Source organism: Curtobacterium sp. SORGH_AS_0776 (assembly GCF_031453355.1).
In the GTDB taxonomy this organism is placed as follows: domain Bacteria; phylum Actinomycetota; class Actinomycetes; order Actinomycetales; family Microbacteriaceae; genus Curtobacterium.
The window spans coordinates 61,678-84,893 of the sequence record NZ_JAVIYU010000001.1; the positions used below are offsets into that span (position 1 = coordinate 61,678).

At 71.9% G+C, this 23,216-nt stretch carries 29 protein-coding genes and 1 pseudogene; 17 read left to right on the top strand and 13 right to left on the bottom strand.

Going from position 1 to position 23,216, the window contains the following annotated elements; translation table 11 throughout:
- Window positions 1-36: 36 nt before the first annotated feature.
- A complete protein-coding gene (locus tag QE359_RS00260; RefSeq protein WP_070418059.1) occupies window positions 37-423 on the bottom strand; it encodes an ATP-dependent DNA ligase in 387 nt (128 codons plus the stop codon).
- 59 nt (window positions 424-482) lie between these two features.
- Between QE359_RS00260 and QE359_RS00265 the strand changes: the two genes are divergently transcribed.
- Complete coding sequence (locus QE359_RS00265; protein WP_309776727.1) at window positions 483-857, top strand: metalloregulator ArsR/SmtB family transcription factor; 375 nt, start codon at window positions 483-485, stop codon at window positions 855-857.
- Window positions 857-1,843: an SRPBCC family protein gene (locus QE359_RS00270; RefSeq protein WP_309776728.1), complete on the top strand. Its 987-nt coding sequence runs from the start codon at window positions 857-859 to the stop codon at window positions 1,841-1,843. Before QE359_RS00265 ends, QE359_RS00270 begins: the two co-directional genes overlap by 1 nt.
- An 83-nt stretch (window positions 1,844-1,926) precedes the next feature.
- On the opposite strand, the gene QE359_RS00275 is transcribed toward QE359_RS00270, so the two are convergent.
- The 6 genes and pseudogenes from QE359_RS00275 to QE359_RS19020 all read right to left on the bottom strand — a co-directional run.
- On the bottom strand, window positions 1,927-3,084 hold the full coding sequence (locus tag QE359_RS00275; protein ID WP_070418056.1) for a hydroxymethylglutaryl-CoA synthase: 1,158 nt from the start codon (window positions 3,082-3,084) through the stop codon (window positions 1,927-1,929).
- Window positions 3,081-4,145, bottom strand: coding sequence for a hydroxymethylglutaryl-CoA reductase (locus QE359_RS00280; RefSeq protein ID WP_309776730.1), 1,065 nt, complete (start codon window positions 4,143-4,145; stop codon window positions 3,081-3,083). Before QE359_RS00280 ends, QE359_RS00275 begins: the two co-directional genes overlap by 4 nt.
- Window positions 4,138-5,220 (bottom strand): phosphomevalonate kinase, encoded by a 1,083-nt coding sequence (locus QE359_RS00285; protein ID WP_070418054.1) that lies wholly within the window; start codon window positions 5,218-5,220, stop codon window positions 4,138-4,140. The genes QE359_RS00280 and QE359_RS00285 overlap by 8 nt, the downstream gene beginning before the upstream one ends.
- A complete protein-coding gene (gene mvaD / locus QE359_RS00290; protein ID WP_309776731.1) occupies window positions 5,217-6,236 on the bottom strand; it encodes a diphosphomevalonate decarboxylase in 1,020 nt (339 codons plus the stop codon). The genes QE359_RS00285 and mvaD overlap by 4 nt, the downstream gene beginning before the upstream one ends.
- Window positions 6,236-6,646 carry a hypothetical protein gene (locus QE359_RS00295; RefSeq protein ID WP_309776732.1) on the bottom strand — a complete coding sequence of 137 codons (411 nt, stop codon included), beginning with the start codon at window positions 6,644-6,646 and terminating at the stop codon, window positions 6,236-6,238. Before QE359_RS00295 ends, mvaD begins: the two co-directional genes overlap by 1 nt.
- Window positions 6,647-6,863: 217 nt before the next feature.
- A pseudogene (locus tag QE359_RS19020) lies at window positions 6,864-7,226 on the bottom strand (mevalonate kinase); the annotation flags it as partial.
- 102 nt (window positions 7,227-7,328) lie between these two features.
- Here QE359_RS19020 and QE359_RS00305 point away from each other — a divergent pair.
- The 4 genes from QE359_RS00305 to QE359_RS00320 all read left to right on the top strand — a co-directional run bounded on the left by QE359_RS00305 (window position 7,329) and on the right by QE359_RS00320 (window position 9,936).
- Entirely contained in the window at window positions 7,329-7,808 is a 480-nt protein-coding gene (locus QE359_RS00305; RefSeq protein ID WP_309776734.1) for a hypothetical protein, read from the top strand.
- Between the two features lie 229 nt (window positions 7,809-8,037).
- On the top strand, window positions 8,038-8,493 hold the full coding sequence (locus tag QE359_RS00310; RefSeq protein WP_175473692.1) for a MarR family winged helix-turn-helix transcriptional regulator: 456 nt from the start codon (window positions 8,038-8,040) through the stop codon (window positions 8,491-8,493).
- Between the two features lie 21 nt (window positions 8,494-8,514).
- Window positions 8,515-8,937: an organic hydroperoxide resistance protein gene (locus tag QE359_RS00315; RefSeq protein WP_022905450.1), complete on the top strand. Its 423-nt coding sequence runs from the start codon at window positions 8,515-8,517 to the stop codon at window positions 8,935-8,937.
- Between the two features lie 24 nt (window positions 8,938-8,961).
- Window positions 8,962-9,936, top strand: a complete 975-nt coding sequence (locus tag QE359_RS00320; protein ID WP_071302910.1) for a zinc-binding dehydrogenase — start codon at window positions 8,962-8,964, stop codon at window positions 9,934-9,936.
- A gap of 72 nt (window positions 9,937-10,008) precedes the next feature.
- Here the strand turns inward: QE359_RS00320 and QE359_RS00325 are convergent, their stop codons facing one another.
- Window positions 10,009-11,466, bottom strand: a complete 1,458-nt coding sequence (locus QE359_RS00325) for a sugar porter family MFS transporter (protein ID WP_309776735.1) — start codon at window positions 11,464-11,466, stop codon at window positions 10,009-10,011.
- A 129-nt stretch (window positions 11,467-11,595) separates the two neighbouring features.
- Entirely contained in the window at window positions 11,596-12,123 is a 528-nt protein-coding gene (locus QE359_RS00330; RefSeq protein ID WP_309776736.1) for a hypothetical protein, read from the bottom strand.
- 137 nt (window positions 12,124-12,260) lie between these two features.
- Here QE359_RS00330 and QE359_RS00335 point away from each other — a divergent pair, with 137 nt between their 5' ends.
- On the top strand, window positions 12,261-12,821 hold the full coding sequence (locus QE359_RS00335; RefSeq protein ID WP_309776737.1) for a DUF937 domain-containing protein: 561 nt from the start codon (window positions 12,261-12,263) through the stop codon (window positions 12,819-12,821).
- A 97-nt stretch (window positions 12,822-12,918) separates the two neighbouring features.
- Here the strand turns inward: QE359_RS00335 and pgi are convergent, their stop codons facing one another.
- The 4 genes from pgi to QE359_RS00355 all read right to left on the bottom strand — a co-directional run bounded on the left by pgi (window position 12,919) and on the right by QE359_RS00355 (window position 17,531).
- On the bottom strand, window positions 12,919-14,628 hold the full coding sequence (gene pgi / locus QE359_RS00340; protein ID WP_070418047.1) for a glucose-6-phosphate isomerase: 1,710 nt from the start codon (window positions 14,626-14,628) through the stop codon (window positions 12,919-12,921).
- A gap of 145 nt (window positions 14,629-14,773) precedes the next feature.
- Window positions 14,774-16,999 carry a heavy metal translocating P-type ATPase gene (locus QE359_RS00345; protein WP_309776738.1) on the bottom strand — a complete coding sequence of 742 codons (2,226 nt, stop codon included), beginning with the start codon at window positions 16,997-16,999 and terminating at the stop codon, window positions 14,774-14,776.
- A complete protein-coding gene (locus QE359_RS00350; protein ID WP_070418044.1) occupies window positions 16,996-17,214 on the bottom strand; it encodes a heavy-metal-associated domain-containing protein in 219 nt (72 codons plus the stop codon). The genes QE359_RS00345 and QE359_RS00350 overlap by 4 nt, the downstream gene beginning before the upstream one ends.
- Before the next feature lie 11 nt (window positions 17,215-17,225).
- Window positions 17,226-17,531, bottom strand: a complete 306-nt coding sequence (locus QE359_RS00355; protein ID WP_139199276.1) for a metal-sensitive transcriptional regulator — start codon at window positions 17,529-17,531, stop codon at window positions 17,226-17,228.
- A gap of 66 nt (window positions 17,532-17,597) precedes the next feature.
- On the opposite strand from QE359_RS00355, the gene QE359_RS00360 reads away from it, so the two are divergent.
- The 10 genes from QE359_RS00360 to QE359_RS00405 all read left to right on the top strand — a co-directional run bounded on the left by QE359_RS00360 (window position 17,598) and on the right by QE359_RS00405 (window position 23,173).
- On the top strand, window positions 17,598-18,785 hold the full coding sequence (locus QE359_RS00360) for a helix-turn-helix domain-containing protein (RefSeq protein ID WP_309776739.1): 1,188 nt from the start codon (window positions 17,598-17,600) through the stop codon (window positions 18,783-18,785).
- 160 nt (window positions 18,786-18,945) lie between these two features.
- On the top strand, window positions 18,946-19,416 hold the full coding sequence (locus QE359_RS00365; protein ID WP_092385867.1) for an Asp23/Gls24 family envelope stress response protein: 471 nt from the start codon (window positions 18,946-18,948) through the stop codon (window positions 19,414-19,416).
- On the top strand, window positions 19,413-19,604 hold the full coding sequence (locus tag QE359_RS00370) for a DUF2273 domain-containing protein (protein WP_070418041.1): 192 nt from the start codon (window positions 19,413-19,415) through the stop codon (window positions 19,602-19,604). Before QE359_RS00365 ends, QE359_RS00370 begins: the two co-directional genes overlap by 4 nt.
- Window positions 19,601-19,915 (top strand): hypothetical protein, encoded by a 315-nt coding sequence (locus QE359_RS00375; protein ID WP_309776741.1) that lies wholly within the window; start codon window positions 19,601-19,603, stop codon window positions 19,913-19,915. Before QE359_RS00370 ends, QE359_RS00375 begins: the two co-directional genes overlap by 4 nt.
- Window positions 19,916-19,924: 9 nt before the next feature.
- Window positions 19,925-20,500 (top strand): DUF6286 domain-containing protein, encoded by a 576-nt coding sequence (locus QE359_RS00380; protein ID WP_309776743.1) that lies wholly within the window; start codon window positions 19,925-19,927, stop codon window positions 20,498-20,500.
- Window positions 20,497-21,060, top strand: a complete 564-nt coding sequence (locus QE359_RS00385) for a hypothetical protein (RefSeq protein WP_309776744.1) — start codon at window positions 20,497-20,499, stop codon at window positions 21,058-21,060. Before QE359_RS00380 ends, QE359_RS00385 begins: the two co-directional genes overlap by 4 nt.
- A gap of 86 nt (window positions 21,061-21,146) precedes the next feature.
- On the top strand, window positions 21,147-21,320 hold the full coding sequence (locus QE359_RS00390) for a CsbD family protein (protein WP_070418037.1): 174 nt from the start codon (window positions 21,147-21,149) through the stop codon (window positions 21,318-21,320).
- A gap of 76 nt (window positions 21,321-21,396) precedes the next feature.
- Window positions 21,397-22,536, top strand: coding sequence for an Asp23/Gls24 family envelope stress response protein (locus QE359_RS00395; RefSeq protein WP_309776756.1), 1,140 nt, complete (start codon window positions 21,397-21,399; stop codon window positions 22,534-22,536).
- Window positions 22,533-22,949, top strand: a complete 417-nt coding sequence (locus QE359_RS00400; RefSeq protein ID WP_309776759.1) for an MFS transporter permease — start codon at window positions 22,533-22,535, stop codon at window positions 22,947-22,949. The genes QE359_RS00395 and QE359_RS00400 overlap by 4 nt, the downstream gene beginning before the upstream one ends.
- Window positions 22,950-22,987: 38 nt before the next feature.
- Window positions 22,988-23,173, top strand: a complete 186-nt coding sequence (locus QE359_RS00405; RefSeq protein WP_070418034.1) for a hypothetical protein — start codon at window positions 22,988-22,990, stop codon at window positions 23,171-23,173.
- Window positions 23,174-23,216 lie beyond the last annotated feature (43 nt).

Sequence of the window (23,216 nt, forward strand, 5' to 3'; positions counted from 1 at the left end):
ACGTGCGCGACCCGTTGACCGTTCACGGGCAGTGTGCTACCCCGCGTCGTCGGTACCGGAGTCGTCGTCCGCGTCGCCCGGCACCACCGCGCGGGACCACGCCGAGTCGTCCGCCGTGCTCGTGTCCGACGGCTCCGGGGTGAGCACAAGACCGGAGCCCGAGGTGGCGGCGGCGTAGAGGTCCTCGAGCCAGCTGCGGTTGATCCGGGGCACCCGGCTGCCGGAGAACTTGAAGTGCAGGCTCACGTTCGGGTGCATCCAGATGGTGCTGCGCCCGTTGCCGTGGACGGCGTCGTCCTTCCACGAGAACGCGAACCGGTGCTCCCGCCGGAGCATGTTCACGATGACGATCTGCAGGTGTGTGAGCGCTCGGTCGTCGATCCGGAGGTCGAGCGGCTCTCCGTCGTAGATGAGCTGACCCATGCGTCCTTGTACACCGCGGGGGTTGTGCGGCGGGCAGGACCGTCGTAACGTACAACCAAATGGTTGCACGAATCGAACTGAGCGATGCCGAGGTCGACCGGGTCTTCCACGCCCTGGCCGATGCGACCAGACGCGACATCGTCCGTCGCACCCTGGTCGGCGAGGCGTCCGTGAGCGCGCTCGCGGACGCCTACGCGATGTCGTTCGCCGCCGTCCAGAAGCACGTCGCCGTCCTCGAAGGAGCAGGACTCGTGACCAAGGAACCCCGGGGCCGCACCCGCATCGTGCGCGCCGAGCCGGGACAGATCGATCGCGTCCGTGGGCTGCTCGACGGCTACGCGGACCTCTGGCGCGGCCGGATCGACCGGCTCGACGCACTGCTGGGAGCAGACCGCGCGCCGCGCGGCGACGACCGAACGCAAGGGAGCCACTGATGCCGACCACGTCCGTCCACACCGACCCCGAGGAGCTCACCATGACCCTCGTGGCCGAGTTCCCCGTCCCCGTCGAACGCCTCTGGGCAGCGTTCGCGGATCCCCGACAGCTCGAACGCTTCTGGGGCCCGCCCGGGTTCCCCGCCACGTTCACGTCGTTCGACCTCCGTCCCGGCGGCGTCGCCCACTACCGGATGACCTCGCCCGAGAACGAACGGTTCCACGCACTCTGGCAGGTGTCCGAGGTCGACGAACCCCGCCGGATCGCCTTCCGCGACCTGTTCTCCGACGCCGACGGCACGGTCGACGACTCGCTGCCCGCGAGCGAGACCGTGCTGTCGTTCGACACCGTCGACAGCGGGTCACGGGTGACGGTGCTGACGTCGTTCGCGTCCTCCGCCGACCTCGACGCCATGCTCGAGATGGGCATGCTCGACGGCTACGAGCAGGCCTTCGGGCAGCTCGACACGGTGCTGGCCGACCTCCGTGAGTACGCCCTCGGCCGGGGCACGGTCACCGAGATCGTGGACGACACCCACGTGGCCATCACCCGCGCGTTCGCGGCGCCGCGGCACCTGCTCTGGCGAGCGCACACGGAGCCGGAGCTGATGCGCCGCTGGCTGCTCGGCCCGGACGGGTGGGAGATGACGGTGTGCGAGAACGACCTGGTCGTCGGGGGCTCGTTCCGGCAGGCCTGGGCGCCCGTCGGGGACACCGAGGGCGAGGCGTTCGGGTTCGAGGGCGAGAACCTCGTCATCGAGCCGGAACGTCGCATGGTCACGACCGAACGGATGACCGGTGCGCCGTTCCCGGCCAACGTCAACGACCTGCAGTTCGACGAGGCCGACGGCGTCACGCTCTTGACGCTCCGCATCACCTACCCCGACCGGGAGCAGCGGGACATGATCCTCGCGACCGGCATGACGGACGGCATGGAGACGAGCTACCAGCGTCTGGAACGCGAGGTCCTGTCCGCAGCGGCGTGAGTCGTGACGGACGGGAGGCGCGGTGCCGGCCGGCACCGCGCCTCCCGTCCGTCAGCCGGTCACGTCAGGAACGCGCGGTCACGTCAGGGACGGGTCGCCTCGTAGCGGCGTGCGCCACCGCGCACCCCGGCGAAGCGGTACGGCGCAGCCGTGACCCGCGGACGCTCGACGTCCTCGCTCGTCGCGGCACCCGCGGCGTGCAGCTCGCGGTAGGCGTCGACCGAGAGCGGCACCCGGGCTGCGAGGAGCTCGCGGACCCGACCCACACGGCGGTGCTCGCGGTACGCCGGCTGCACGATGCCGGTGATGAGCTCCCCGACGCTGCCGGACCCGTAGCTGAACAGGCCGATGCGCTCCCCGGCGAGGTCGTCGTCGAGGTCGAGCAGTGCGGCCAGCCCGATCCAGAGCGACGCCGTGTAGGTGTTGCCGGTCTGCTTGTTGTACGTGAACCCGAGAGCGAGCTCGGACTCGTCGAAGGGCACCCCGACGTGCTGCGTGAGCTTCCGGTGCGCCTTGAGCGCCATCTTCGTGAACGGCTGGTGGTGGACGAAGCGCACGATGTCCTCGTACGCCGGGCCCCCCTGCGCCGCGAGGTCGTCCCACGCCCCGACGAACGCGTCGACGTAGGCGCTCACGGACAGGCGGCCGTCGACGAGCGCGGTGGAGCGGTCGTTCGGCCGCCAGAAGTCGTCGACGTCGGCGGTGAACACACCCGCGGCCGGCTCGATCTCGATGAGGTCGGGGTCGGCGGCGATCAGGATCGCGGCGGCGCCGGCACCCTGCGTCGGCTCGGCGGCCGTGTCGACGTCGTAGCGCGCGACGTCGGCGGCGATGACGAGCACGCGCTCCCGCGGAGCACGCGCGACGATGCCGAGGGCGAGCTGGACGGCAGCGGTCCCGCCGTAGCAGGCCTGCTTCAGCTCGACGACACGGACGTTCTGCGGCAGCCCGAGCAGGCCGTGCACGAACACCCCGGCGGCCTTCGACTGGTCCACACCGGACTCGGTGGCGAAGAGCACCGTGCGGATGCCGTCGGCACCGTGCCGGTCGATGAGCTCCTTCGCGGCGGCGGCGCCCATCGTGACGATGTCCTCGTCGGGAGCGGGCACGCTGAACGCGTCCTGCCCGATGCCGACGTGGTACTTCGCGGGGTCCACCCCGAGGCGCTCGGCGAGGTCGTCCAGCTCGAGCACGTGGTGCCCGGTCGCGACGGCGAGGTCGTGGATGCCGATGCGGGTCACGCTGCACCTCCGGCGGGCTTCGTGCCGCGACGCTCCATCGCGACGTGGGCGGCCATCAGCTCGCCCGGGTTGGTCTGCGCGGCGAGCAGGGAGAGCTCCCCGCACAGGACGGTCGCGGCGCAGAGGGCGGCGAGCCGGCGGGCGTTCGCACCGGGCTCGCGGTCCTCGCGGCAGCCGAGGCGTACGAGGGCGTCCTCGACGACGGGCAGGTCCCCGCCCTTGCCGTTGCCGACCGTGCCGACGATGAGGTGCGGGAGCGAGGTGGCGAAGTACAGGTCGCCGTCGCGGTCCTCGGCGCTCGTGATGCCCTGGGACCCCTCGACGATGTTCGCCGCGTCCTGCCCCGTGGCCAGGTAGAAGCCGAGGAGCATGTTCGCGTAGTGGGCGTTCGCGGAACGGATGGCCCCGGCGATGGTCGACCCGACGAGGTTCTTCGCGACGTTGAGCTCGGCGATGCGTGCCGCGCTCGACCGGAGCCGCTTCTCGACGACCTCGCCCGGGATCACGATCTCGGCGACGGTGTTCCGGCCGCGTCCGCGGATGCCGTTCACCGCGGTGGCCTTCTTGTCGGTGCAGAAGTTGCCCGAGACGCTGACGTACCGCAGGCCCGGCTCCCACGCGAGGATCGCCGGCAGGAGCCTGTCCGCCGCCTGCGTGACCATGTTGTGCCCCGAGGCGTCGCCGGTGGTGAACGCGAAGCGCAGGAACAGCAGGTCCCCGACGATCTCCGGGTGCACCTCGATGAGCTTCGCGAAGCGGCTCTGGCCGGCGACGATCTGCTCGAGCTCGTCCTGCCGGGCGAGGATGCGCCCGGTGGCGAGGTGCGCCGCGGCCGCGCTGTCGGCACGGACCACGACCGAACGGGTCATGCGCTCGTCGACGACGGTCGCGACGATGCCGCCCTCGACCATGCGCGAGATGCGGGCACCGCGGCCGACGGACGGCCAGAGCGGCGACTCGTACGTGGCGAGCGGCACCTCGTGCTCGCCCTCCACCGCGTTGCCGCTGATGCGGATCGGCCCCACCCACTTCGTGGGGATCGGGGTCAGCAGGTCAGTCATCGACGCTCCCTTCGGGCGCTTGCACCGCGACGCTGAGGTGTCTGATGTCGTGCGCCTCCCAGGCGCGGTGGATGCCGGCGAGGTCGGTGTCCGCCGGGACGAGCGCGATGCCGCAGTCGCCGCCGCCGGCACCGGACGGCTTGGCCGCCCCGCCCGCGGCTTCGACGACGTCGCACAGGGTCGCGAGTCGCTCGGTCTCGATCTGCGAGCCGACCGACGTGCCGAGGCGCTGGAGCAGCCCACGGGCGCGCCGGAGTGCCCCGAGGGTGCGCTCGGCGTCGCCGGTCTGCAGACCGACGGTGAGGTCGTCGACGCAGGTGCGACTCTCGTCGAGGAACGCCTGGTAGCCGCCGTTGCGGTGCCGACGGACGACACCGACGAGCTTCGTGGTCGAGGCCGGCGAACCGGTCCAGCCGACGAGCAGCTCGAGGTTCTCGGGGGCGGGCAGCCGCTGGACGTCGAAGCCCTCCCACGCGTCCGCGTCGCCGAGGATCTCGGTCACGGTGCGGGTGTCGAGCTGCGCCGCGAGCCGTTCGCGGTCCGGTGCGCTGTAGCGGAGCCAGCCGCCGAAGGTGCTCGCGGCGAGGTCCCCGCCGGATGCGCGCGGGTTCACCCGGATCGTGGCGAGCAGGGCGACCTGGAAGCGCTTCCGCTGCGAGAGCCCGAGCCCGTAGAAGCGGTCGAGGGCCCCCACCGTGGCGACGGTCACCGCCGCCGAGGACCCGAGCCCGAACTTCCGGCCGCTCGCGTCGTCGAGCTGGCTGTGGATGCGGAGGTCGTGGAACCGCGGCGCGATGCCCTGCTCGGCGCGGAGCTTCTCGACGAGGTCGATCGTCGCCATCACGTAGTCGTACGGGTGGTGCTCGGTGTCGAGTGCGATGCCGTCCTCGGCGCGGGTCCAGGTGAGCGGGAGGTGTCCGTACTCCTCGGAGTGCACGCTGCCGGCGCCGTGGCCCTCGCGCACGCGCGCGGTGATGGCGCGGTCGAGGGCGATGATGACGGACGGCTGGCCCGGCTCGACGACGGCGTACTCGCCCGCCACGAACAGCTTGCCGTGGGCACGGAACTCGATCACTCGGCGGACTCCTCTGGTCGGACGACACCCGGTGCGGGTGCCTCCGGGTCCTGCGTCGCAGGGACTTCGGAGCCGAGCAGGCGCGCGCCTGGTCCGGTACCGGACTCGATCACGTCGCCGAAGCCCGCGAGCGCGGACGCGACGGCGCCCCGGTCCTCGGGCTTCGTGAGCACGACGACGTTCGGGCCGGCGTCGGCGGTGGCGTACGCCTCGACCCCGGCGGCACGGAGTTCGGCCACGGCGTCGAACACGGCGACGCTGCGGGCGTTGAGGTAGCGGATGGGCGGGAAGGCGCCCTCGATCGTGGCGTGCATGCGGAGGGCGTTGCTCTCGGTCAGCTCGCCGATGCGGGTGAAGTCCCCCGCGGCGCAGGCGGTGAGCATGTCCCCGACGGTCTCGGTGGTCGAGGTCACCCAGGCGGGGTAGAACGGCGACGTCGCGATGGTGCGCCGCATCGCCTCGCGCGAGCCGATCGCCTTCGGGCCGGCGTCGATCGTCACGACGACCATGGCCATCGGCGGCGCGGGGATCGGCTCGGCGTAGGAGCCCTCGTCGTCGCCGGCGTGCCAGACCGCCACGCCACCGGGGATCGACCGGGTGGCCGAACCCGAGCCGCGTCGGGCGAGCCGGGACAGGTCGCGCGCGGAGAGGTCGAGACCGTACGCCGCCGCGGCCGCGGTCGCGAGCGCCGCGAACCCCGAGGCGCTCGAGGCCAGTCCGGCTCCGGTCGGCACGGTGTTCTCGGACACCACCGACGCACGCGCCGAGGACCCGGCGAGCTCGCGCACGAGGTCGAGGAACTGCGTGACCCGCACGAGCGCCCCGTCGGTCGAGACCGAGCCGTTGAGGGTGAGGGTGTCGTCCGCCGTGTCGCCGACGGTCACCGACGTCGTCGTCGGGAACACGTCGAGTCCCATCGAGACGCTGCCGGTCGCCGGCAGGGCGAGTGCGGCGTCTGCCTTGCCCCAGTACTTGACGAGGGCGATGTTGGGGTGCGCGACGGCGGTGGCGGTCATCAAGCGCGGTCTCCGATCGTGGTGGTCCAGGTGGCTGCGGCACCTGCGCCGCGCAGTGCGGCCGCGATGCGGTCCGCGTGGTCGACGTCCGTGGCGAGCGCGATGACGCATCCGCCGCGGCCCCCGCCCGTGAGCTTCGCGCCGAGGGCGTCGGCCGCCCGTGCGGCGCCGACGAGCCGGTCCAGGTCGTCGCTCGACACGTCGAGGTCGCTGAGCAGCTCGTGCGCGGCGTCCATCGTGGCACCGAGCGCCTGTGCGTCGCCGTCCACGAGCGTCGCCCGCGCGCGTCGGGCGAGGGCGCCGATCCGGTCGATCACGGCGCCGGTGCCGTCCGGGTCGGCGTCGTGACGGGCACGGACGGCGGAGACCGCCTCGCGCGTGTGGCCCGGGACCCCGGTGTCGGCGACCACGAAGGCGAACCGGGCGCCGAGCTCGACCGGCTCGATGCGGCCGCCCTCGAACCAGACCGGTGCGTCGGCGACGACCCCGCGGGCGTCGAGTCCGGACGGTCGACCGTGGGCGACCCGCTCGCACTCCTGGATGAGTCCGTGGTGCGCCTCGGCGTCGAGCGTCTCGCCGAGTGCGTCCCGCGACCGCCGCGGTCACCGCCGCTGCCACCGCCGCGCTCGATCCCATGCCGCGAGCGGTGGGGACCTCGCTGTCGACGCGCACGTGGAAGCGGCGGTCCGTCACGCCGAAGTGCCGCAGCGTGGCGGTGACCGCGGTGACGGTCGGCATCACGGCGGCGGGTGCGAGGTCGAGCGGGCCGGTGTGCACGGTCGACTCGAGGTGGTGCCCCTCGGCGTCGTCGATCGGCGTGACCGTCGCGACCACCACGGCGTCGATGACCGGCAGGACGAGCGCGGGTGCGCCGTAGACCACGGCGTGCTCCCCGATCAGGATCGTCTTGCCGTGGGACGACGCCCTACCGGTGCGGCGGGTGGGGCCGGCTCCAGTGGTCGCTGAGTTGTCGAGGTCGTTGGTGGTCATCGTGGGTCACGTCAGCCTAACCGTCCCGGCCATGCGCGCGCTCGACGGTGTCCGTACCCCGCCCGTGAGCCCGCTCCACGAGGTCGCCGTTCCGGGCGTACGGTGTGCCGGTTCGTCTACGGGTTCGGTGTCGGGCTCGCGACCGCGCAGCTCACGAGGGTCGTGCTGCGGGACGTCCCGGTCGAGCGCAGCGGCGAGGCCCCCGGCGCCCAGAGCACCGCCCGGCAGATCGGGTCGGCGCTCGGCATCGCGGTGCTCGGCACGGTGCTGTTCACGTCGACCGGCACGCTGCTGCAGCACCGGCTCGAGGACGCCGGGGCCTCGAGCGCGTCCGCGTCGCAGATCGCGGACGCCGTGGTCGCGTCCTCCGGCGGGTCGATCGCGGCACTCACCGAGCGGAGTCCGACTGCGGGAGCCGCTGCGGCCGAGGCGTTCAGTGACGGCACGCGCGCGGCCGCCTGGTCGGCTGCGGGCTTCCTGGTGCTCGGCCTCGCGGCGACCCTGCGCCTGCGCAGCCGCCCGGACAACACCGAGGAGGCCGGACCGGACGCCGCCCCGGCGACCGCCGACGCGACCGACTGACGGACGGGAGGCGCGGGTCGGCCCCGCCCCGCGCCTCCCGTCAGCCGCACCGGACCCCACGCCGGGGGAGACACTCTCGTCCGCGCAGGTCGTGGGCATCGGCCTCGTCCTCGCCGCGGTCGGGACGGCGGTGACCATGGGCGGTCGACCGGGGCGTGACCGAGACAGATCGGCAACGGGCGTCTCAGATACGGTTGTGCACAACTGAGTTGCGTGCAATGCTTGTGCCATGCCCGTGACCGACGAGATGGTGTGCTTCTCCCTCTACGCGGCGAGCCGTGCGACCACGCAGGCGTACCGGACCCTGCTGGAACCGTGGGGGCTCACCTACCCGCAGTACCTCGTCCTCGTGACGCTGTGGATCGAGGGTGACCAGACCGTCTCCGGTCTCGGCGACCACCTGCAGCTCGACTCCGGCACCCTCTCGCCGCTCCTGCGCCGCATGGAGCAGTCGGACCTCGTCCGTCGCGAACGTCGCAGCACCGACGAGCGGGTCGTCACGATCACGCTCGGCGACCGCGGCCGCTCGATCCGCGGCGAACTGGCCCACATCCCGTCGACGATCGCCGCCGGGATGGGCCTGCCCGACGAGCACGCGGCGACGGAACTCATCGCGACGCTGCACCGGCTGACCGAGACCATGCACGCCGCTGCGACGCCGAACCGCGCCGCCGCGGACCACTGACCCCACGAAGGAAGGAACACCATGGAAGCCCTCTACACCGCCGAGGCCCTCTCCACCGGCGCCGGCCGCGACGGCCGCGTCGCCACCAGCGACGGCTCGTTCGCGCTCGACCTCGCTATCCCGAAGGAGATGGGTGGCTCCGGCGCCGGCACCAACCCCGAGCAGCTCTTCGCCGCCGGGTACGCCGCGTGCTTCCACTCGGCACTGCAGGGTGTCGCCCGCAGCCAGAAGGTGAAGATCGCCGACTCCTCCGTCGGTGGCCGCGTGCAGATCGGCCCGAACGGCGAGGGCGGCTACCAGCTGGCCGTGCTGCTCGAGGTCGTCCTGCCCGGGCTCGAGCACGACCAGGCACAGGCCCTCGCGGACGCCGCGCACCAGGTCTGCCCCTACTCGAACGCGACCCGCGGCAACATCGACGTCACCATCACCGTCTCGGAGGACTAGTCCATGAGCACCACCCCCACCACCATGCGCGCCGTCGTCCACGAGACCTTCGCCGAGCCGGCCGAGGTCCTCGGCGTGCAGGAGCGCCCGGTCCCCACCCCCGGCGCCGGCGAGGTCCTCGTCCGCACGGTCCTCTCCCCCATCCACAACCACGACCTCTGGACCGTCCGCGGCACCTACGGCTTCAAGCCCGAACTGCCCGCGGCCTCCGGCACCGAGGCGCTCGGCGTGGTCGAGGCCCTCGGCGAGGGCGTCACGAACCTGCAGGTCGGCCAGCGCGTCGCCGGCGGGGCGTTCGGCGTCTGGGCCGAGTACTACACCGCGAACGCCGCCGGGCTGGTCCCGGTGCCCGACGCGATGCCCGACGAGGCCGCGGCCCAGCTCGTCTCGATGCCGTTCAGCGCGATCAGCCTGCTGCACTCGCTCGACCTGCACGAGGGCGACTGGCTGATCCAGAACGCCGCGAACGGTGCGGTCGGCCGCATGGTCGCTCAGCTCGGCGCCGCGCGTGGCATCAACGTCATCGGGCTCGTCCGCCGCGCCGCCGGCGTCGAGGAGCTCCGCGAGCAGGGCATCGAGCGCATCGTCGCCACCGACGCGGACGACTGGAAGGACCAGGTCGCCGCGATCACCGGCGGCGCGCCGATCGTCGCGGGCGTCGAGTCCGTCGGTGGCAAGGCCGCCGGCGACATCGCGAGCGTGCTCGGCGAGAACGCCACCCTCGTCGTGTTCGGCGCGATGGCCTCCCCCACGCTCGAGATCCCGTCCGGCAAGGTCATCTTCGGCCAGCTCACGGTGAAGGGCTTCTGGGGCAGCGTCGTCAGCAAGACGATGCCGGCCGAGACGAAGGGGCAGCTCTTCGGCGAGCTCATCACCCGCGTGCTCGACGGTTCGCTGACGCTCCCCGTCGCGGAGACGTTCGCCTTCGAGGACGTCCGCGACGCGGTCCGCGCCTCGGACACCGCCGGCCGCGTCGGCAAGGTGCTCCTGCGCCCGTAGACGCGACAGCACAACGGACTGGAGGCGCGGTGCCAGCTGGCACCGCGCCTCCGGTCCGTTGTGGTGGTCTGTCTACCGCCGTGCCTGCTTCGCGGGGACCGTGAAGATGTTGCCGGTGGTGACGCCCTCCTCCACCTCTTCGAGGGTGCGGCCGCGGCTCTCCGGGACGAACTTCCAGATGAAGAGCAGGGCGAGCACGCCGACGATCGCGAATCCGAAGAAGGTCCCGGTGATGCCGGTCGCGGCGACGATGGTCGGGAAGTACAGCCCGAGGAACGCGTTCGCGATCCAGAGGCAGAACACCGCGATGCCCATGCCGAGCGCACGGATCTGCGTCGGGAAGATCTCGGACAGGATCACCCACGTGGCGATGTTGAGGAACGTCTGCATCGAACCCACGAACGCGACGACGAGGAACAGGATGACCCACGGGCGGGCCGGGTTGCCCTCGACGAGCGTCATCGACGCGATGCCGATGAGGAAGTGGCAGACCGTCGTCAGCGAGTAGCCCAGGATGAGCGTCGTGCGCCGGTTGATCTTCTCCATGTTGTAGATCGCGATCACGCCACCGATGACGGCGATGATCCCGGGGGCGATGTTCGCGATGAGTGCCGCCGACTGCTGGAAGCCCGACTCGATGAGCACGGTCTGGCCGTAGTACATGATCGAGTTGATGCCGGTGAGCTGCTGGGCGACACCGATGCCGGCGCCGATGAGCACGATGCGGATCAGCCACTTGTTGCCGAGCAGGGTGCGCCAGCCGCTCTGCTGCTGGACCTTCGCCTCGAACTCGTTCGAGCGCTTGATGTCCTCGAGCTCGGCCTCGGCGCGTTCCTTCGAGCGGATCTGTCCGAGCACCTCGAGCGCCTCGGCGTTGCGACCCTTCGACGCGAGCCAGCGCGGGGACTCGGGGACGCGCAGCATGCCGATGAACAGCGCGATCGCGGGGAGCGCGCAGACGGCGAGCATGACGCGCCAGACGCCGTTGCCCTCACCCCAGAGGTTGCCGATGATCGCGTTCACGACGAAGGCGGCGAGCTGCCCGATGACGATCATGAGCTCGTTGCGGCCGGAGAGCGACCCGCGGATCTCGTAGGGGGCGAGTTCGGCGAGGAACACCGGGACGACCGTGGACGCACCGCCGACCGCCAGACCGAGCAGGACACGACCGACCACCATCACGCCGAACACCGGCGCGAAGACGCAGATCAGCGTGCCGACGAAGAACGTGACCGCGAGCAGGATGATCGTCTTACGGCGACCCCAGCCGTCCGCGATCCGACCGCCGAGCATGGCGCCGATCGCGGCACCGAAGAGGAGCGAACTCGTGACGACGCCCTCGGTGAGGTTCGTCAGGCCGAGCTCCTGCTTCATCGGCAGGAGCGCGCCGTTGATCACGCCGGTGTCGTAGCCGAAGAGCAGCCCGCCGAAGGTGGCGACGAGCGCGAGGACGCCGAGGCGGCGGACGTGCGGACCCTGTCCGACGGGCGGGAGCGGGACGCTCGGGGCTGTCGGTTTGATGTCGACCATGCGGGTGACTCCTTCGTCAGTGATCAGGCTGCATCGCTTGGAAGGATCGTAACCCGAATCCATGTCCTGTCAATCGGTCATGAAGACAACATGACGATTGGATCGCTCCACGAAAGTCCTGGTCAGCGATCATTCGTCGTCGTTGGTCGGCTCGTCCAGCACGTCCCCCAACGACGCCATGTCCGCACCGTGGTCCGTGTAGCGCCGGACCGTCCGCCGCGCCGCGGCGCTCGCGGCACCCGAGAGTCGTGGGTTCTTCCGTGCGGCGTCGGCGACGCGTCCGGCGTGCCCCGCGGTCGACAGCAGGATGTTCGCCAGGGCCCGCGCGTCACCCGGTTCCGGCACACCCGTGACCGTCCACGCCGTGCGGACCTGTTCGTCGGGCGTGACCCCGCGCCGCGTGCCCATCCGGTGCCAGTCCGAGAGCGAGCCCTCGGTCCGGGAGGCGGCACGGTCGGCCTCTCCCGCCCGCCGACGGTCGGCGTCGCGCGCGGCGTCGTCCGCGGCTTCGCTCCGCTCGATCCGGTCGACGAGCCCGTCCGCCCGCTTCCGGACGAGTTCGGCCCGCTCGCGGGCGGCGGCGTCGTCACCACCGGCTTCGGCGATGCGGGCGGCGTGCGCGGCAGCCGCCGCGGCGAGGATCTCCGAACGCTCCATGCTCCGACGGTAACCCGTGCGGCCGACAGCGCCGCACACGAACCGCGCGAACGGGTTCCGGATAGCCTCCAGCCAGCAGCGGCACCTCGTGCGCTCCCGCACGGTCAGCCGACGACCACGAACGGAAGTGGACGACCATGGCAGGACTCGACGACCTCCTCGGGGCGATCCCGATCGGCGACATCGCGAAGAGGCTCGGCATCGACGAGGCGACCGCGAGGAACGCCGTCAGCCGGGCGGTCCCGGCGCTCGTCGGCGGGCTGCAGAAGAACGTGGAGAACGGTGGCGCGGCCTCGCTCGACAAGGCCCTCGACAAGCACGCCGCGAAGCCGGACCCCAGCACGATCGACGACGTCGACGAGGAGGACGGCAACAAGATCGTCGCCAACGTCTTCGGCGGCAAGCAGCAGGACGTGGCGGCGGCGCTCGGCAGCACCGGCGGCGGCGTGGACCTCGGCGGGATCATCGGCAAGGTGCTCCCGCTCGTCGCGCCGATCGTGCTGAGCAAGCTCGGGAACCAGAAGGCGGCGACGCAGTCGGGCGGTGGCGGGTTCGACATCGGCGGGCTGCTCGGGGGCTTCCTCGGTGGCGGCTCCGGTGCGGGCGGCGCGGGGGGCGGCGGCAAGGGTGGCGGCGGCCTCGACGTCGGCGGCGTCCTCGGCAGCCTGGGCGGCCTGCTCGGCGGCGGCAAGAAGTAGCGCGGCAGCGACGGCCGCCGGCCGCAGGGCGACCAGCAGACGGACGGGAGGCGCGGTGCCAGCCCGCACCGCGCCTCCCGTCAGTCAGGTGCGTGCGTTACTCGCCGCGCAGCTCCAGGTACTTGGCGATGAGCGCCTTCGTCGAGGAGTCCTGCGCGTCCAGCGCAGCCTGGTCACCGTCGACCGCCGGAGCGATCTGCAGCGCCAGCTGCTTGCCGAGCTCGACGCCCCACTGGTCGAACGAGTCGATGCCCCAGATGGTGCCCTCGGTGAACACGATGTGCTCGTACAGCGCGATGAGCTGGCCGAGGACGCTCGGGGTGAGCTCCGGCGCGAGGATCGACGTCGACGGCTTGTTGCCGGTGAACGTGCGGGCGGAGACGATGGCCTCGTCCGTGGTGCCCTCGGCGCGGACCTCGTCCGCGGTCTTGCCGAACGCGAGCGCCTTCGTCTGCGCGAAGAAGTTCGCGAGGAACAGCGCGTGCACGTCCTGCCCGGGCTGCACGGCCCCGCCGTCGCCGGTCTCGTCCTTGAGCGGACGAGCGGGCTTCGCGACCGTGATGAAGTCCGTCGGGATGAGTCGCGTGCCCTGGTGGATGAGCTGGTAGAACGCGTGCTGGCCGTTCGTGCCCGGCTCGCCCCAGAAGACCTCGCCGGTCTCGGTGGTGACGGGCGAGCCGTCCCAGCGGACGCGCTTGCCGTTCGACTCCATGGTGAGCTGCTGCAGGTACGCGGCGAAGCGGTGCAGGTACTGCGTGTACGGCAGGACCGCGTGGCTCTGCGCGCCGAGGAAGTTCGAGTACCAGACGTTGAGCAGGCCCATCAGGACGGGGACGTTCTGCTCGAGCGGCGTCGTGCGGACGTGCTCGTCGATGGCGTGGAAGCCCGCGAGGAACTGCTCCCAGTTCTCCGGGCCGATGGCGATGACGACGCTCGTGCCGATGGCGGAGTCGACCGAGTAGCGGCCGCCCACCCAGTCCCAGAAGCCGAAGGCGTTCTCCGGGTCGATGCCGAACGCGGCGACCTTGTCGAGCGCGGTCGAGACGGCCACGAAGTGCTTCGCGACGGCGTTCGACTTCTCGTCGTCGGAGGCGTCGGTGAGGCCGAGCCGCTCCCAGAGCCACTGCCGTGCGAGGCGGGCGTTCGTGAGGGTCTCGAGCGTGCCGAAGGTCTTCGAGGCAACGATGAAGAGCGTGGTCTCGGGGTCGAGGTCCGCGGTCTTCTCGTAGATGTCCGCGGGGTCGATGTTCGAGACGAAGCGCGCCTCGAGCCCGGGCTGCACGTACGGCTTCAGGGCTTCGTAGACCATGACCGGGCCGAGGTCCGAGCCACCGATGCCGATGTTCACGACGGTCTCGATGCGCTTGCCGGTGACACCGGTCCAGGACCCGTCGCGGACCTTCGTGGCGAAGGCGTAGACCTTGTCGAGCGTGGCGTGCACGTCGGCGTCGACGTCCTGGCCGTCGACGACGAGCGCCGGCGAGGCACCCTTCGGGCGGCGGAGGGCGGTGTGCAGGACGGCGCGGTCCTCGGTGGCGTTGATGTGCTCACCGGCGAGCATCGCCTGGAAGCGCTCGGCGACGCCGGTGTCCTTCGCGACCTGCAGCAGGTCCTGGAGGATCTCGTCGGTGACGAGGCCCTTCGACAGGTCCACGGTCAGGTCAGCGGCCTGGAACGTGTAGCGCTCGGCACGACCGGGGTCGGTGTCGAACCACCCTCGCAGGTCCGGGGTGAAGCCGTCGGCGATGCCGGCGAGCTTCTTCCAGCCGTCGGTCGATGTGGGGTCGACGGGAGCGGATTCGGTCACTTGGGTCCTCCTGGGATCACCTTCAAGACGTACAAGCCCGCGGGTCACCGCAGCGCTGCGTCGCGGACCGTCTTCGAGCGTAGCGCCGTCCGACGGGTGGCGCGCACCGCCGGACGGGAGGCGCGGGGTGCGTTCGCTGCGCGCGTCACCCGGGCAGCGGGGTGAAGCGGCGCAGGCGCAGGCTGTTCGTCACGACGAACACCGACGAGAACGCCATCGCGGCACCGGCGAGCACCGGGTTGAGCAGCCCCGCCATCGCGAGCGGGATCGCCGCCACGTTGTACGCGAACGCCCAGAACAGGTTCCCCTTGATCGTGCGCAGGGTGGCCCGGGACAGCCGGATCGCCTCGGCCACGACCGTCAGGCGGCCGCTGACCACCGTGATGTCGCTCGCTGCGATCGCCGCGTCCGTGCCGGCCCCCATCGCGATGCCGAGGTCGGCAGCGGCGAGGGCCGCGGCGTCGTTCACGCCGTCGCCGACCATCGCCACACTGCGCCCCTCGGCCTGCAGGCGACGGACGGTCTCGAGCTTCGAGGCCGGGGTGGCGCGGGCGTGCACCTCGTCGATGCCGACCGCGGCGGCGACGGCACGGGCAGCGCCCTCGTTGTCGCCGGTGAGCAGCACCGGGTGCAGGCCGAGCTCCACGAAGCGCCGGACGGCGTCCGCTGCCTCGGGCTTGACCGTGTCCGCGACGACGACCACGCCGAGCGCGCGTCCGTCCGTCGCGACGACGACCGCCGTGCCGCCGTCCGCCTCGGCATCCCGGACCGTCTGCGCCACGGCGTCGGGCACCGTGATCGCCCACGACTCCTCGAGCCACGCGACGGTTCCGACGAGGACGACCTCGCCGTCGACGACCGCCTGGACGCCGGCGCCGGGCGTCGCGGTGAACTGCGTCGCACCGGCGAGGCCGAGCCCACGGGCTCGTGCGGCCGTGACGATCGCGCGCGCGACCGGGTGCTCGGAGCCGTCCTCGACCGTGGCGGCGAGTCGGAGGACGGCCGCGTCGTCGGTGTCCGGCGTGCCGGTGACCGAGCGGAGGGCCATCGACCCGGTGGTGACCGTGCCGGTCTTGTCGAGGACGATCGTGTCGACGCCGCGGGTCTGTTCGAGGACCTGCGGACCGCCGATGAGGATCCCGAGCTGCGATCCCCGGCCGGTCCCGACGAGCAACGCGGTGGGGGTCGCGAGTCCGAGCGCGCAGGGGCACGCGATGATGAGCGTGGCCACCGCCGCGGTGAAGGCCGCCGTCAGGGAGCCGCCGAGGACGAGCCACCCGACGAAGGCCAGCACCGCGAGCCCGATGACGATCGGGACGAAGACGCCGGACACCCGGTCGGCGAGGCGCTGGACCTCGGCCTTCCCGGTCTGCGCGTCCTCGATGAGACGACCCATGCGGGCGAGTTCGGTGTCGGCGCCGACCCGGGTGATCGTGACGACGAGCCGCCCGCCGACGTTGATCGTGGCGCCGGTGACGTCGTCGCCCGGACGGACCTCGACCGGCACGGACTCGCCGGTGAGCATGCTGAGGTCGACGGCCGACGAGCCCTCGCGCACGGTGCCGTCGCTCGGGATCCGCTCCCCCGGCCGCACGACGACCACGTCGCCGACGACGAGCGAGGCGGCGGGCACGCGGGACTCGGATCCGTCGCGGAGCACCGTCGCGTCCTTCGCCCCGAGTTCGAGCAGGGCGCGGAGCGCGGCCCCGGACTGCTGCTTCGCGCGGGCCTCCATGTACCGCCCGGCGAGGATGAACACGGTCACGGCGGATGCGACCTCGAGGTACAGGTCGCTCGCCTCGGGGTCGGTGGCGAACCACGAGAAGGTCATGTGCATGCCGGGCATCCCGGCGTCACCGAGGAACAGCGCGTACAGCGACCACCCGAACGCCGCGAGGACGCCGACGCTCACGAGGGTGTCCATCGTCGCGGCACCGTGCCGGGCGTTCACCCACGCAGCGCGGTGGAAGGGCAGGGCGCCCCAGACGGCCACGGGGGCGGCGAGTGCGAGGGCCAGCCACTGCCAGTTCGGGAACTGCAGCACGGGCACCATCGACAGGACGACCACGGGGACGGCGAGGACGGCGGAGACGACCAGGCGCTGGCGGAGCGCCGCGGACGCATCGTCCTCGCGCGGAGTGCCGGAGTCGTCCGGTGCGGGCGGAGCGGGCACGGACGCCCCGTACCCCGCCGACTCCACGGCCGCGATGAGCGCGCCGGTGTCCGAGCTGCCGGAGACCGTGGCCTTCTCGGTCGCGTAGTTCACGGTCGCCGTGACGCCGGGGAGCTTGCCGAGCTTCCGTTCGATGCGGGTCGCGCACGAGGCGCACGTCATCCCCGTGATGTCGAGTTCGACCCCGCCGTCCGTCACGACCGCACGACCTCGTAGCCGGCCTCGGTGACCGCGGCGCGGAGCGCGTCGGACGGCACCGGGGCGTCGGACGTCACCGTGACCTCGGACGCACCGCCGGGCACGAGTCGCACCCGGACGTCGGACACGCCGTCGAGCTCGGTGAGTTCCTCGGTGACGCTCATCACGCAGTGGTCGCAGGTCATGCCCTCGACGAGCAGCAGTTCGGTGTTCATGGTGGTTCCCTTCAGGAGCGGACGAGTCGGGCGATGGCCTCGCTGGCTTCGCGGACCTTGGCGTCGGCAGCCTCGCCGCCCTCGGCGACGGCCTCGGCGACGCAGTGCTTGAGGTGGTCCTCGAGCAGCGACAGGGCGACACGCTCGAGCGCCCGGTTCGCTGCGGAGATCTGGGTGAGGACGTCGATGCAGTACGTCTCGTCCTCGACCATGCGGGCGATGCCGCGGACCTGACCCTCGGCTCGGCGGAGTCGCTTGAGCAGGTCGTCCTTGTCGCCGATGTAGCCGACGTGTTCGTGCATGCTGGCCTCCGTCATGGTCAATACGGTACCCCCCTAGGGTATTCCCGAGCACAGAGGATGCAACCGTGGCAGGATGCGCCCATGACCGAGGCGGCGACGAACGGCTTCCGCAGGCTGCGGTTCGCGGACGCCGACGGCTCGGACTACTCCGACATCTTCGAGGCCGAGTACCACGGCTCGGACTTCGCCTCGGACACGTTCGCGACCGAGGACGCCCGCTACGAGTACACGGTCGTGGGCGACGACGACCTGACGCTCCGCACGATGCGCGCCGAGGGCGGGAAGCGCGGTGGCGTCATCGGCCCGCGGGACGACCACGTCGTGTTCTGGCTCACCAGGGGCCAGCTCGAGATGCACTTCGCGGACCGCTCCCGCGTGGTGGAGCCCGGGAGCCCGTACATCGCCTCGGCGTCCGAGGCCTACCGCTTCGAGTCCACGGGCACGGTCTACAACGGCGTGCACATCGCCGACCGGTTCCTCCGCACGGTCGGGCGGGACCTCGGCTTCGCGCTCCCCGACGGCCCGCTCCTGTTCGAGCAGCAGGACGAGGCCGTCGCGCGCCAGGAGCCCCTCCGCCACCTCGTCCGCGAGATCGGCCCGATGCTGGTCGACGACCGCGTGCTCGGACCGATGCGGACCGCGCTCAACCGGCGGCTCGCCGTCGTCGTCCTCGACACCTTCCCGATCCGGAACCGCGGATCGGACGTCCCGGTGGCGAACCGCCTGCGGGACGCGGTGCGGTTCATCGAGGAGCACGCCGCCGAACGTCCCTCGGTCCCCGAGATCGCCGCCGCGTGCGGGCTCAGCCAGCGGGGGCTGCAGGACGTCTTCGCGAGAACGCTCGACTCGACCCCGCACCGGTTCCTCCGCGACCACCGGCTCGACCGCGTCCGACGCGAGCTCCTGCACTCGGACGGCGACGAGAGCGTCACCGAGATCGCCCGACGCTGGGGCTTCACGAACCACGGTCGCCTCGCCGGCGCGTACCGCGACCGGTACGGCGAGGACCCTGCCACGACGCTCCGCTCGGCGCGCGCCGCCAAGCCGGGCCGCGCCTCCTGGCGGCTCCGCCGAGCCGTCGAGTTCATCGAGTCGCACCCCGACGAACCGGTGACGCTGCAGGCGATCGCCGATGCGGCGGGCGTGCGTCCGCGCCGGCTCCAGCAGCTCTTCCGGGAGGAACGGGGCGAGTCCCCGATGGCGGCCGTACGGTCGATCCGTGGTGCTGCAGGGCGCAACCGGTCGGACGGAATCAGCGCGGTCCACTGAACGTCCCACCAGCCGGGGTACGGAAACACAGGCATCCGGCGGTGTCTCTGAAAAGTTCCTGAATCCGATCACCCCCGTGTGACGAACGTCTGGTGGGCCCCGTCTCATCCGTGAACAGCAACCGCTGGGAACGCCCGGCGGGTCAACGGAAGGAACGAACATGGCTGACACCACGACCACCACGACTGCTTCGGCTGCGACGGCTTCGGCGGTCGCTCGGAACACGGGCACCCACACCGGCGGCGTCACGGGCAAGACCGTCATCGACGACACCGTCGTGTCGAAGGTCGCCGGGATCGCTGCGCGTGAGGTCAACGGGGTGCACTCCCTCGGCAACGGCGCCGCGCGTGCGATCGGCGCGATCCGTGACGCGATCGGCCAGCGTGACTTCGGTCAGGGCGTCAAGGTCGAGGTCGGCGAGAAGCAGGTCGCCGCGGACATCGTGATCGTCGCGGAGTACCCCGTCGCACTGCAGCAAGTCGCCGACGGCGTCCGCGCCGGTGTCGCCCGTGCGCTGGAGCAGATCGTGGGCATGGAGGTCGCCGAGGTGAACGTGACCGTGCAGGACGTGTTCATCCCGGGTGACGACGACGACAAGGACGACGAGAAGAAGGAAGCGCGAGTCGCATGAGCAACACACTGATCGGAGCCCTCATCGGGGCGATCCTCGCCGTCGTGGCGCTGCAGTTCGGGTTCTGGGGCTTCGTGCTCGTGGTCGTGTTCGGTGCCGTCGGGGCCCTCGTGGCCGCGCTCGTCACCGGCCGCATCGACCGGGGTGCCCTCGCCGACGTGCTGACCGGACGCCGGAGCTCCCGGTGAACGCCGGCCCGGACGTCCCGGGCCGCGTCGAGATCACCGCTCGCGCACTGACCTCGCTGGCGCGGGCCGTCGCAGCCGAACGGCTCGGCGCCCCCGCCAAGCGGGTGCGCGTCGGTCTCGGCGACACCTCCGGCGCGCTCGCGCTCGACATCACCGGCCCCATCGCCGCGGGCGACGACATCGTCACCCGCACCGCCCGGGTCGCGGACGAGGTCAAGGGCCGTGTCGGGGAACTCACCGGCCGCCGCGTCGGCAGTGCCCACATCGAACTCACCGGGATCGTGCGCGAGCACCGGTCCCGGATCGCCTAGGAGGCCATCATGAGCAACGGTTCCGTCGAACGACGCATCCGTCGCCGGAGCGTGCACCGCTCCCGCTCGACCGCCGTGGCGGTGTCGCTCGTGGTGCTCGCCCTGGTCGCTGCGTGGATCGGCATCGAAGCGGTCCTCGCCGCCATCGGCCGGCCCCCGCTGATCGCCGACCCGCAGACCGTCGTCGACGCCGCGCTCCGCCCGGACGCCGCGTTCGTCACGATCGCCGAGGTCATCGCCGTGGTCCTCGTGGTCCTCGGTGTGGTCCTGATCGTCCTGGCCCTGAAGCCCGGCCGGCAGCACCGCTCCGTCATCGACCACGACCGTGGTGCCGTCGTCATCGACACCCGCATCCTCGCTTCCACCGCCGCGAACGCCGCGGGGATGGCCGCCGGTGTCCCGGAGGGCAACGCCTCCGCGACCGCCCGCGGACGCTCCACCAAGGTCCGTGTGGTTCCCGTCAGCGGGATCCCCGTCGACGACGCGGTCATCCGCGACGCCGTCCGGGACCGCCTGTCGGGGCTGGACGAACGCTTCGGCCGACGCGTGAGCGTCACGGTCGAGGAGAAGGGAACCCTCGCATGACCAAGAGCAACCGGACCCTGAACCGGATCATCCTGTTCGTCCTCGGCCTCGTCGCGGTCATCGTCGGCATCACCATCGGCGCGGGCGTCCTGCCCGCCGTCCGCGACGCGATCTCCGGCACCATCCAGCTGCCCCGGAACCTGAGCGTGCCGGCGTCGTCGCTGTGGATCATCGTCGCGGTCTGTGCCGTGGTGATCGTCCTGGCGTTGGTGTGGGTGTTCACCCGTGGTGGTGGCGGCACGTCCGTCGCCGTCCGGGAACGCTCCGGCGACGACCAGGTCACCGTCAACGTCGCCCTCGTCCGCGACGTCGTCGACCACGAACTCGACGGCGTCCGCGACGTCATCAGCGCCCGCGTCGACACGTACCTCGTCCGACGCCAACGCGCCGCACGCATCCGCGTCGCGGTCCGCCGCGGCGGCGACGCCGTCACCGTCCTCACCGCCGTCGACCAGGCCATCACCGTCCTGGACCGCACCCTCGGCCGGCAAGTCCCCGTCCTCGTCCACCTCACCGGCGGCACCCGCTCCACCCTCGCCAAACCCACCCGCGTCCACTGACAGCCGTCAGGCGGACGTGAACGGGCCTCCCGGTCCACCAGATCACCACCCACCGGGCACGCGCCCGACCGAAGAAAGGACCCGTCATGGGACTCGACGACAAGATCAAGAACGCTGCGCAGGACCTCGCCGGCAAGGCGAAGGAAGCGGTCGGCAAGGCAACGAACGACGACTCGAAGGTCGCCGAGGGCCAGAAGGACCAGGCCGCCGCGAGCGTCAAGCAGACCGGCGAGGACGTCAAGGACGTCTTCAAGAAGTAGGACGCACGAACCGTGTCGGGGCACTCGCCTGGTCGAGTGCCCCGACGCGTTCCGGCGGACCGAACGAGGAGGAACCATGCAGCACGACCCGAATGCGCACACACAGGTCACCGAGGTGGCCCTGCCCGCGGAGCTCACGCAGCCGCTCCCAGACGACGCGAGCACCGTGGCGATCGTGGCCCGGACCGCCGCGGAGACCGCACTGGGCGTCCCCGGCGTGCACCACCTCGGCGGGATCGCCGCCCGCGCCGCCGACCAGTTCCGGCAGCAGCTCGGCCGCAGCGCCGGCACCGCTGGGGTGCAGGTCGACGACGAGGACGGCGCCCTGGGCGTGCGGGTCTCCGTCGTCGTCAGCTACCCGCACCCGGTGATCGCCGTCGCGGACGAGGTCCGCAAGCAGGTGACCGCGGCCACGCGCCAGGTCTCCGACGTCCCCACGTCGGTCGACGTGCGGGTGCTCGACGTGCACGGCCCGTTCGACGACGAGCAGTCCCCGCTCGGCCGCGCGGCAGAGGCCACCGGCGACGCGGTCAAGCAGGCCGCGACCGCCACCGCCGACGCCACCAACCGGGCCACCGACGCCACGGGTGAGGCGCTCAAGGAGGCTGCGACGGTCACCGCGGACGCCACGAAGCGCGCCGCGACCGCCACGGCCGACGTGACGAAGCGCACCGCCGAGGCGACGGCCGACGTCGCTCGACAGGCCGCCGACGCCACCCGTGTCGCCGCGGAGGCCACCGTCGAGCAGGCCGGCAAGGCTGCCGATGCCACGGCCGACGCCACCCGCCGTGCGGCCGACGTGACCGCGGACGCCACGAAGCGCGCCGTCGACAGCGCAGCCGAGACCACCGGCAACGTCCGGGACGCGGCAGCGGAGGCGCTCGTCCGGTCCTCCGAGTTGGCAGCGGACGCCGCCGACTCGGCGAAGGACGCCGCGGCCGGCGCCCGTGACGCCGTCGTCGACACCGTGACCGAACCTGCTGCCACCGAGTCCGCGGCGCCCGCGGATCGTGCGGCTGCGGCTGCCGAGGCAGCGGAGGACGCTGCCGACGCCGCGGAGGACGCAGCCGCTGCAGCGGCCGAGTCGGCCGACGCAGCCGCACAGGCGGCCGCTGACGACGCACCGGTCGTGTCGGACGCACCGGCCGGGTCGGACGCACCGGCCGTGTCGGACACCGACGCGCAGGCCGGTCGGCACCGCCAGGACCGCTCGTGACCACCGCGTGGTCGGGCAACCGCCGGACGAAGGTCCGGCGGCCCCGCCCCCGCGGCGTCTGGATCGCGAGCGGCATCGGCGTCGTCCTGGTCCTCGGGACGCTGCTCGGTGCGTTCCTCCCCCTCGTCGGGTTCCTCGGCGGGGTGACCGCCACCACCGCCGGACTCGTCCCGTTCCCGTTCGTCCGGGTGACGATCGTGGCGCTGCTCGGGGCCGTCGTGGTCCTCGGGCTGCTGCTCCTGGCGTTCACCCGGCGGCACACCACCACGGCGACGATCGCCGTCGTGCTCGCCGTCCTGATCAGCATCGCCGTGACCGCGGTCCCGGTCGTCCTGGTGGCCGTCGGTTCGGCAGACCGTGCCGGAGACGTGTGGCCGATCGTCACGGAGCTCTGGAACCGCTTCACCGGCTGAGGTCCTCGGCCGCCCGCACCACCATCGAAGGAGTCCCCATGCGCAACCGCATCATCCTCATCGGCGCCATCGTCTTCATCGGGTTCTGGTTCGGCGCGCGCGCCACCCGCCCCGTGAACAAGAAGTCGAAGACGCAGACCGCGCGCGAGCTGTGGAACGACCCGCGTTCGCGGAAGGCACGCAAGAAGCTCGGCAAGAAGATCGCCAAGGCGACCAAGCACTGACACCACCGGAGGCGCGGTGCACGTGACCCGATCTGGGTCACGT

Excerpts from the sequence above, each read along its gene's own strand:
- mvaD (WP_309776731.1), bottom strand. The coding sequence starts at position 6,236 with ATGACCGCCACCGCCGTCGCGCACCCCAACATCGCCCTCGTCAAGTAC.
- QE359_RS00390 (WP_070418037.1), top strand. The coding sequence starts at position 21,147 with ATGGGACTCGACGACAAGATCAAGAACGCTGCGCAGGACCTCGCCGGC.
- QE359_RS00280 (WP_309776730.1), bottom strand. The coding sequence starts at position 4,145 with ATGACTGACCTGCTGACCCCGATCCCCACGAAGTGGGTGGGGCCGATC.
- QE359_RS00310 (WP_175473692.1), top strand. The coding sequence starts at position 8,038 with ATGCCCGTGACCGACGAGATGGTGTGCTTCTCCCTCTACGCGGCGAGC.
- QE359_RS00320 (WP_071302910.1), top strand. The coding sequence starts at position 8,962 with ATGCGCGCCGTCGTCCACGAGACCTTCGCCGAGCCGGCCGAGGTCCTC.
- QE359_RS00265 (WP_309776727.1), top strand. The coding sequence starts at position 483 with ATGGTTGCACGAATCGAACTGAGCGATGCCGAGGTCGACCGGGTCTTC.
- QE359_RS00370 (WP_070418041.1), top strand. The coding sequence starts at position 19,413 with ATGAGCAACACACTGATCGGAGCCCTCATCGGGGCGATCCTCGCCGTC.
- QE359_RS00330 (WP_309776736.1), bottom strand. The coding sequence starts at position 12,123 with ATGGAGCGTTCGGAGATCCTCGCCGCGGCGGCTGCCGCGCACGCCGCC.
- QE359_RS00360 (WP_309776739.1), top strand. The coding sequence starts at position 17,598 with ATGACCGAGGCGGCGACGAACGGCTTCCGCAGGCTGCGGTTCGCGGAC.
- QE359_RS00260 (WP_070418059.1), bottom strand. The coding sequence starts at position 423 with ATGGGTCAGCTCATCTACGACGGAGAGCCGCTCGACCTCCGGATCGAC.
- QE359_RS00385 (WP_309776744.1), top strand. The coding sequence starts at position 20,497 with ATGACCAAGAGCAACCGGACCCTGAACCGGATCATCCTGTTCGTCCTC.
- QE359_RS00365 (WP_092385867.1), top strand. The coding sequence starts at position 18,946 with ATGGCTGACACCACGACCACCACGACTGCTTCGGCTGCGACGGCTTCG.
- QE359_RS00335 (WP_309776737.1), top strand. The coding sequence starts at position 12,261 with ATGGCAGGACTCGACGACCTCCTCGGGGCGATCCCGATCGGCGACATC.
- QE359_RS00395 (WP_309776756.1), top strand. The coding sequence starts at position 21,397 with ATGCAGCACGACCCGAATGCGCACACACAGGTCACCGAGGTGGCCCTG.
- QE359_RS00405 (WP_070418034.1), top strand. The coding sequence starts at position 22,988 with ATGCGCAACCGCATCATCCTCATCGGCGCCATCGTCTTCATCGGGTTC.
- QE359_RS00315 (WP_022905450.1), top strand. The coding sequence starts at position 8,515 with ATGGAAGCCCTCTACACCGCCGAGGCCCTCTCCACCGGCGCCGGCCGC.
- QE359_RS00325 (WP_309776735.1), bottom strand. The coding sequence starts at position 11,466 with ATGGTCGACATCAAACCGACAGCCCCGAGCGTCCCGCTCCCGCCCGTC.
- QE359_RS00350 (WP_070418044.1), bottom strand. The coding sequence starts at position 17,214 with ATGAACACCGAACTGCTGCTCGTCGAGGGCATGACCTGCGACCACTGC.
- QE359_RS00355 (WP_139199276.1), bottom strand. The coding sequence starts at position 17,531 with ATGACGGAGGCCAGCATGCACGAACACGTCGGCTACATCGGCGACAAG.
- QE359_RS00270 (WP_309776728.1), top strand. The coding sequence starts at position 857 with ATGCCGACCACGTCCGTCCACACCGACCCCGAGGAGCTCACCATGACC.
- QE359_RS00380 (WP_309776743.1), top strand. The coding sequence starts at position 19,925 with ATGAGCAACGGTTCCGTCGAACGACGCATCCGTCGCCGGAGCGTGCAC.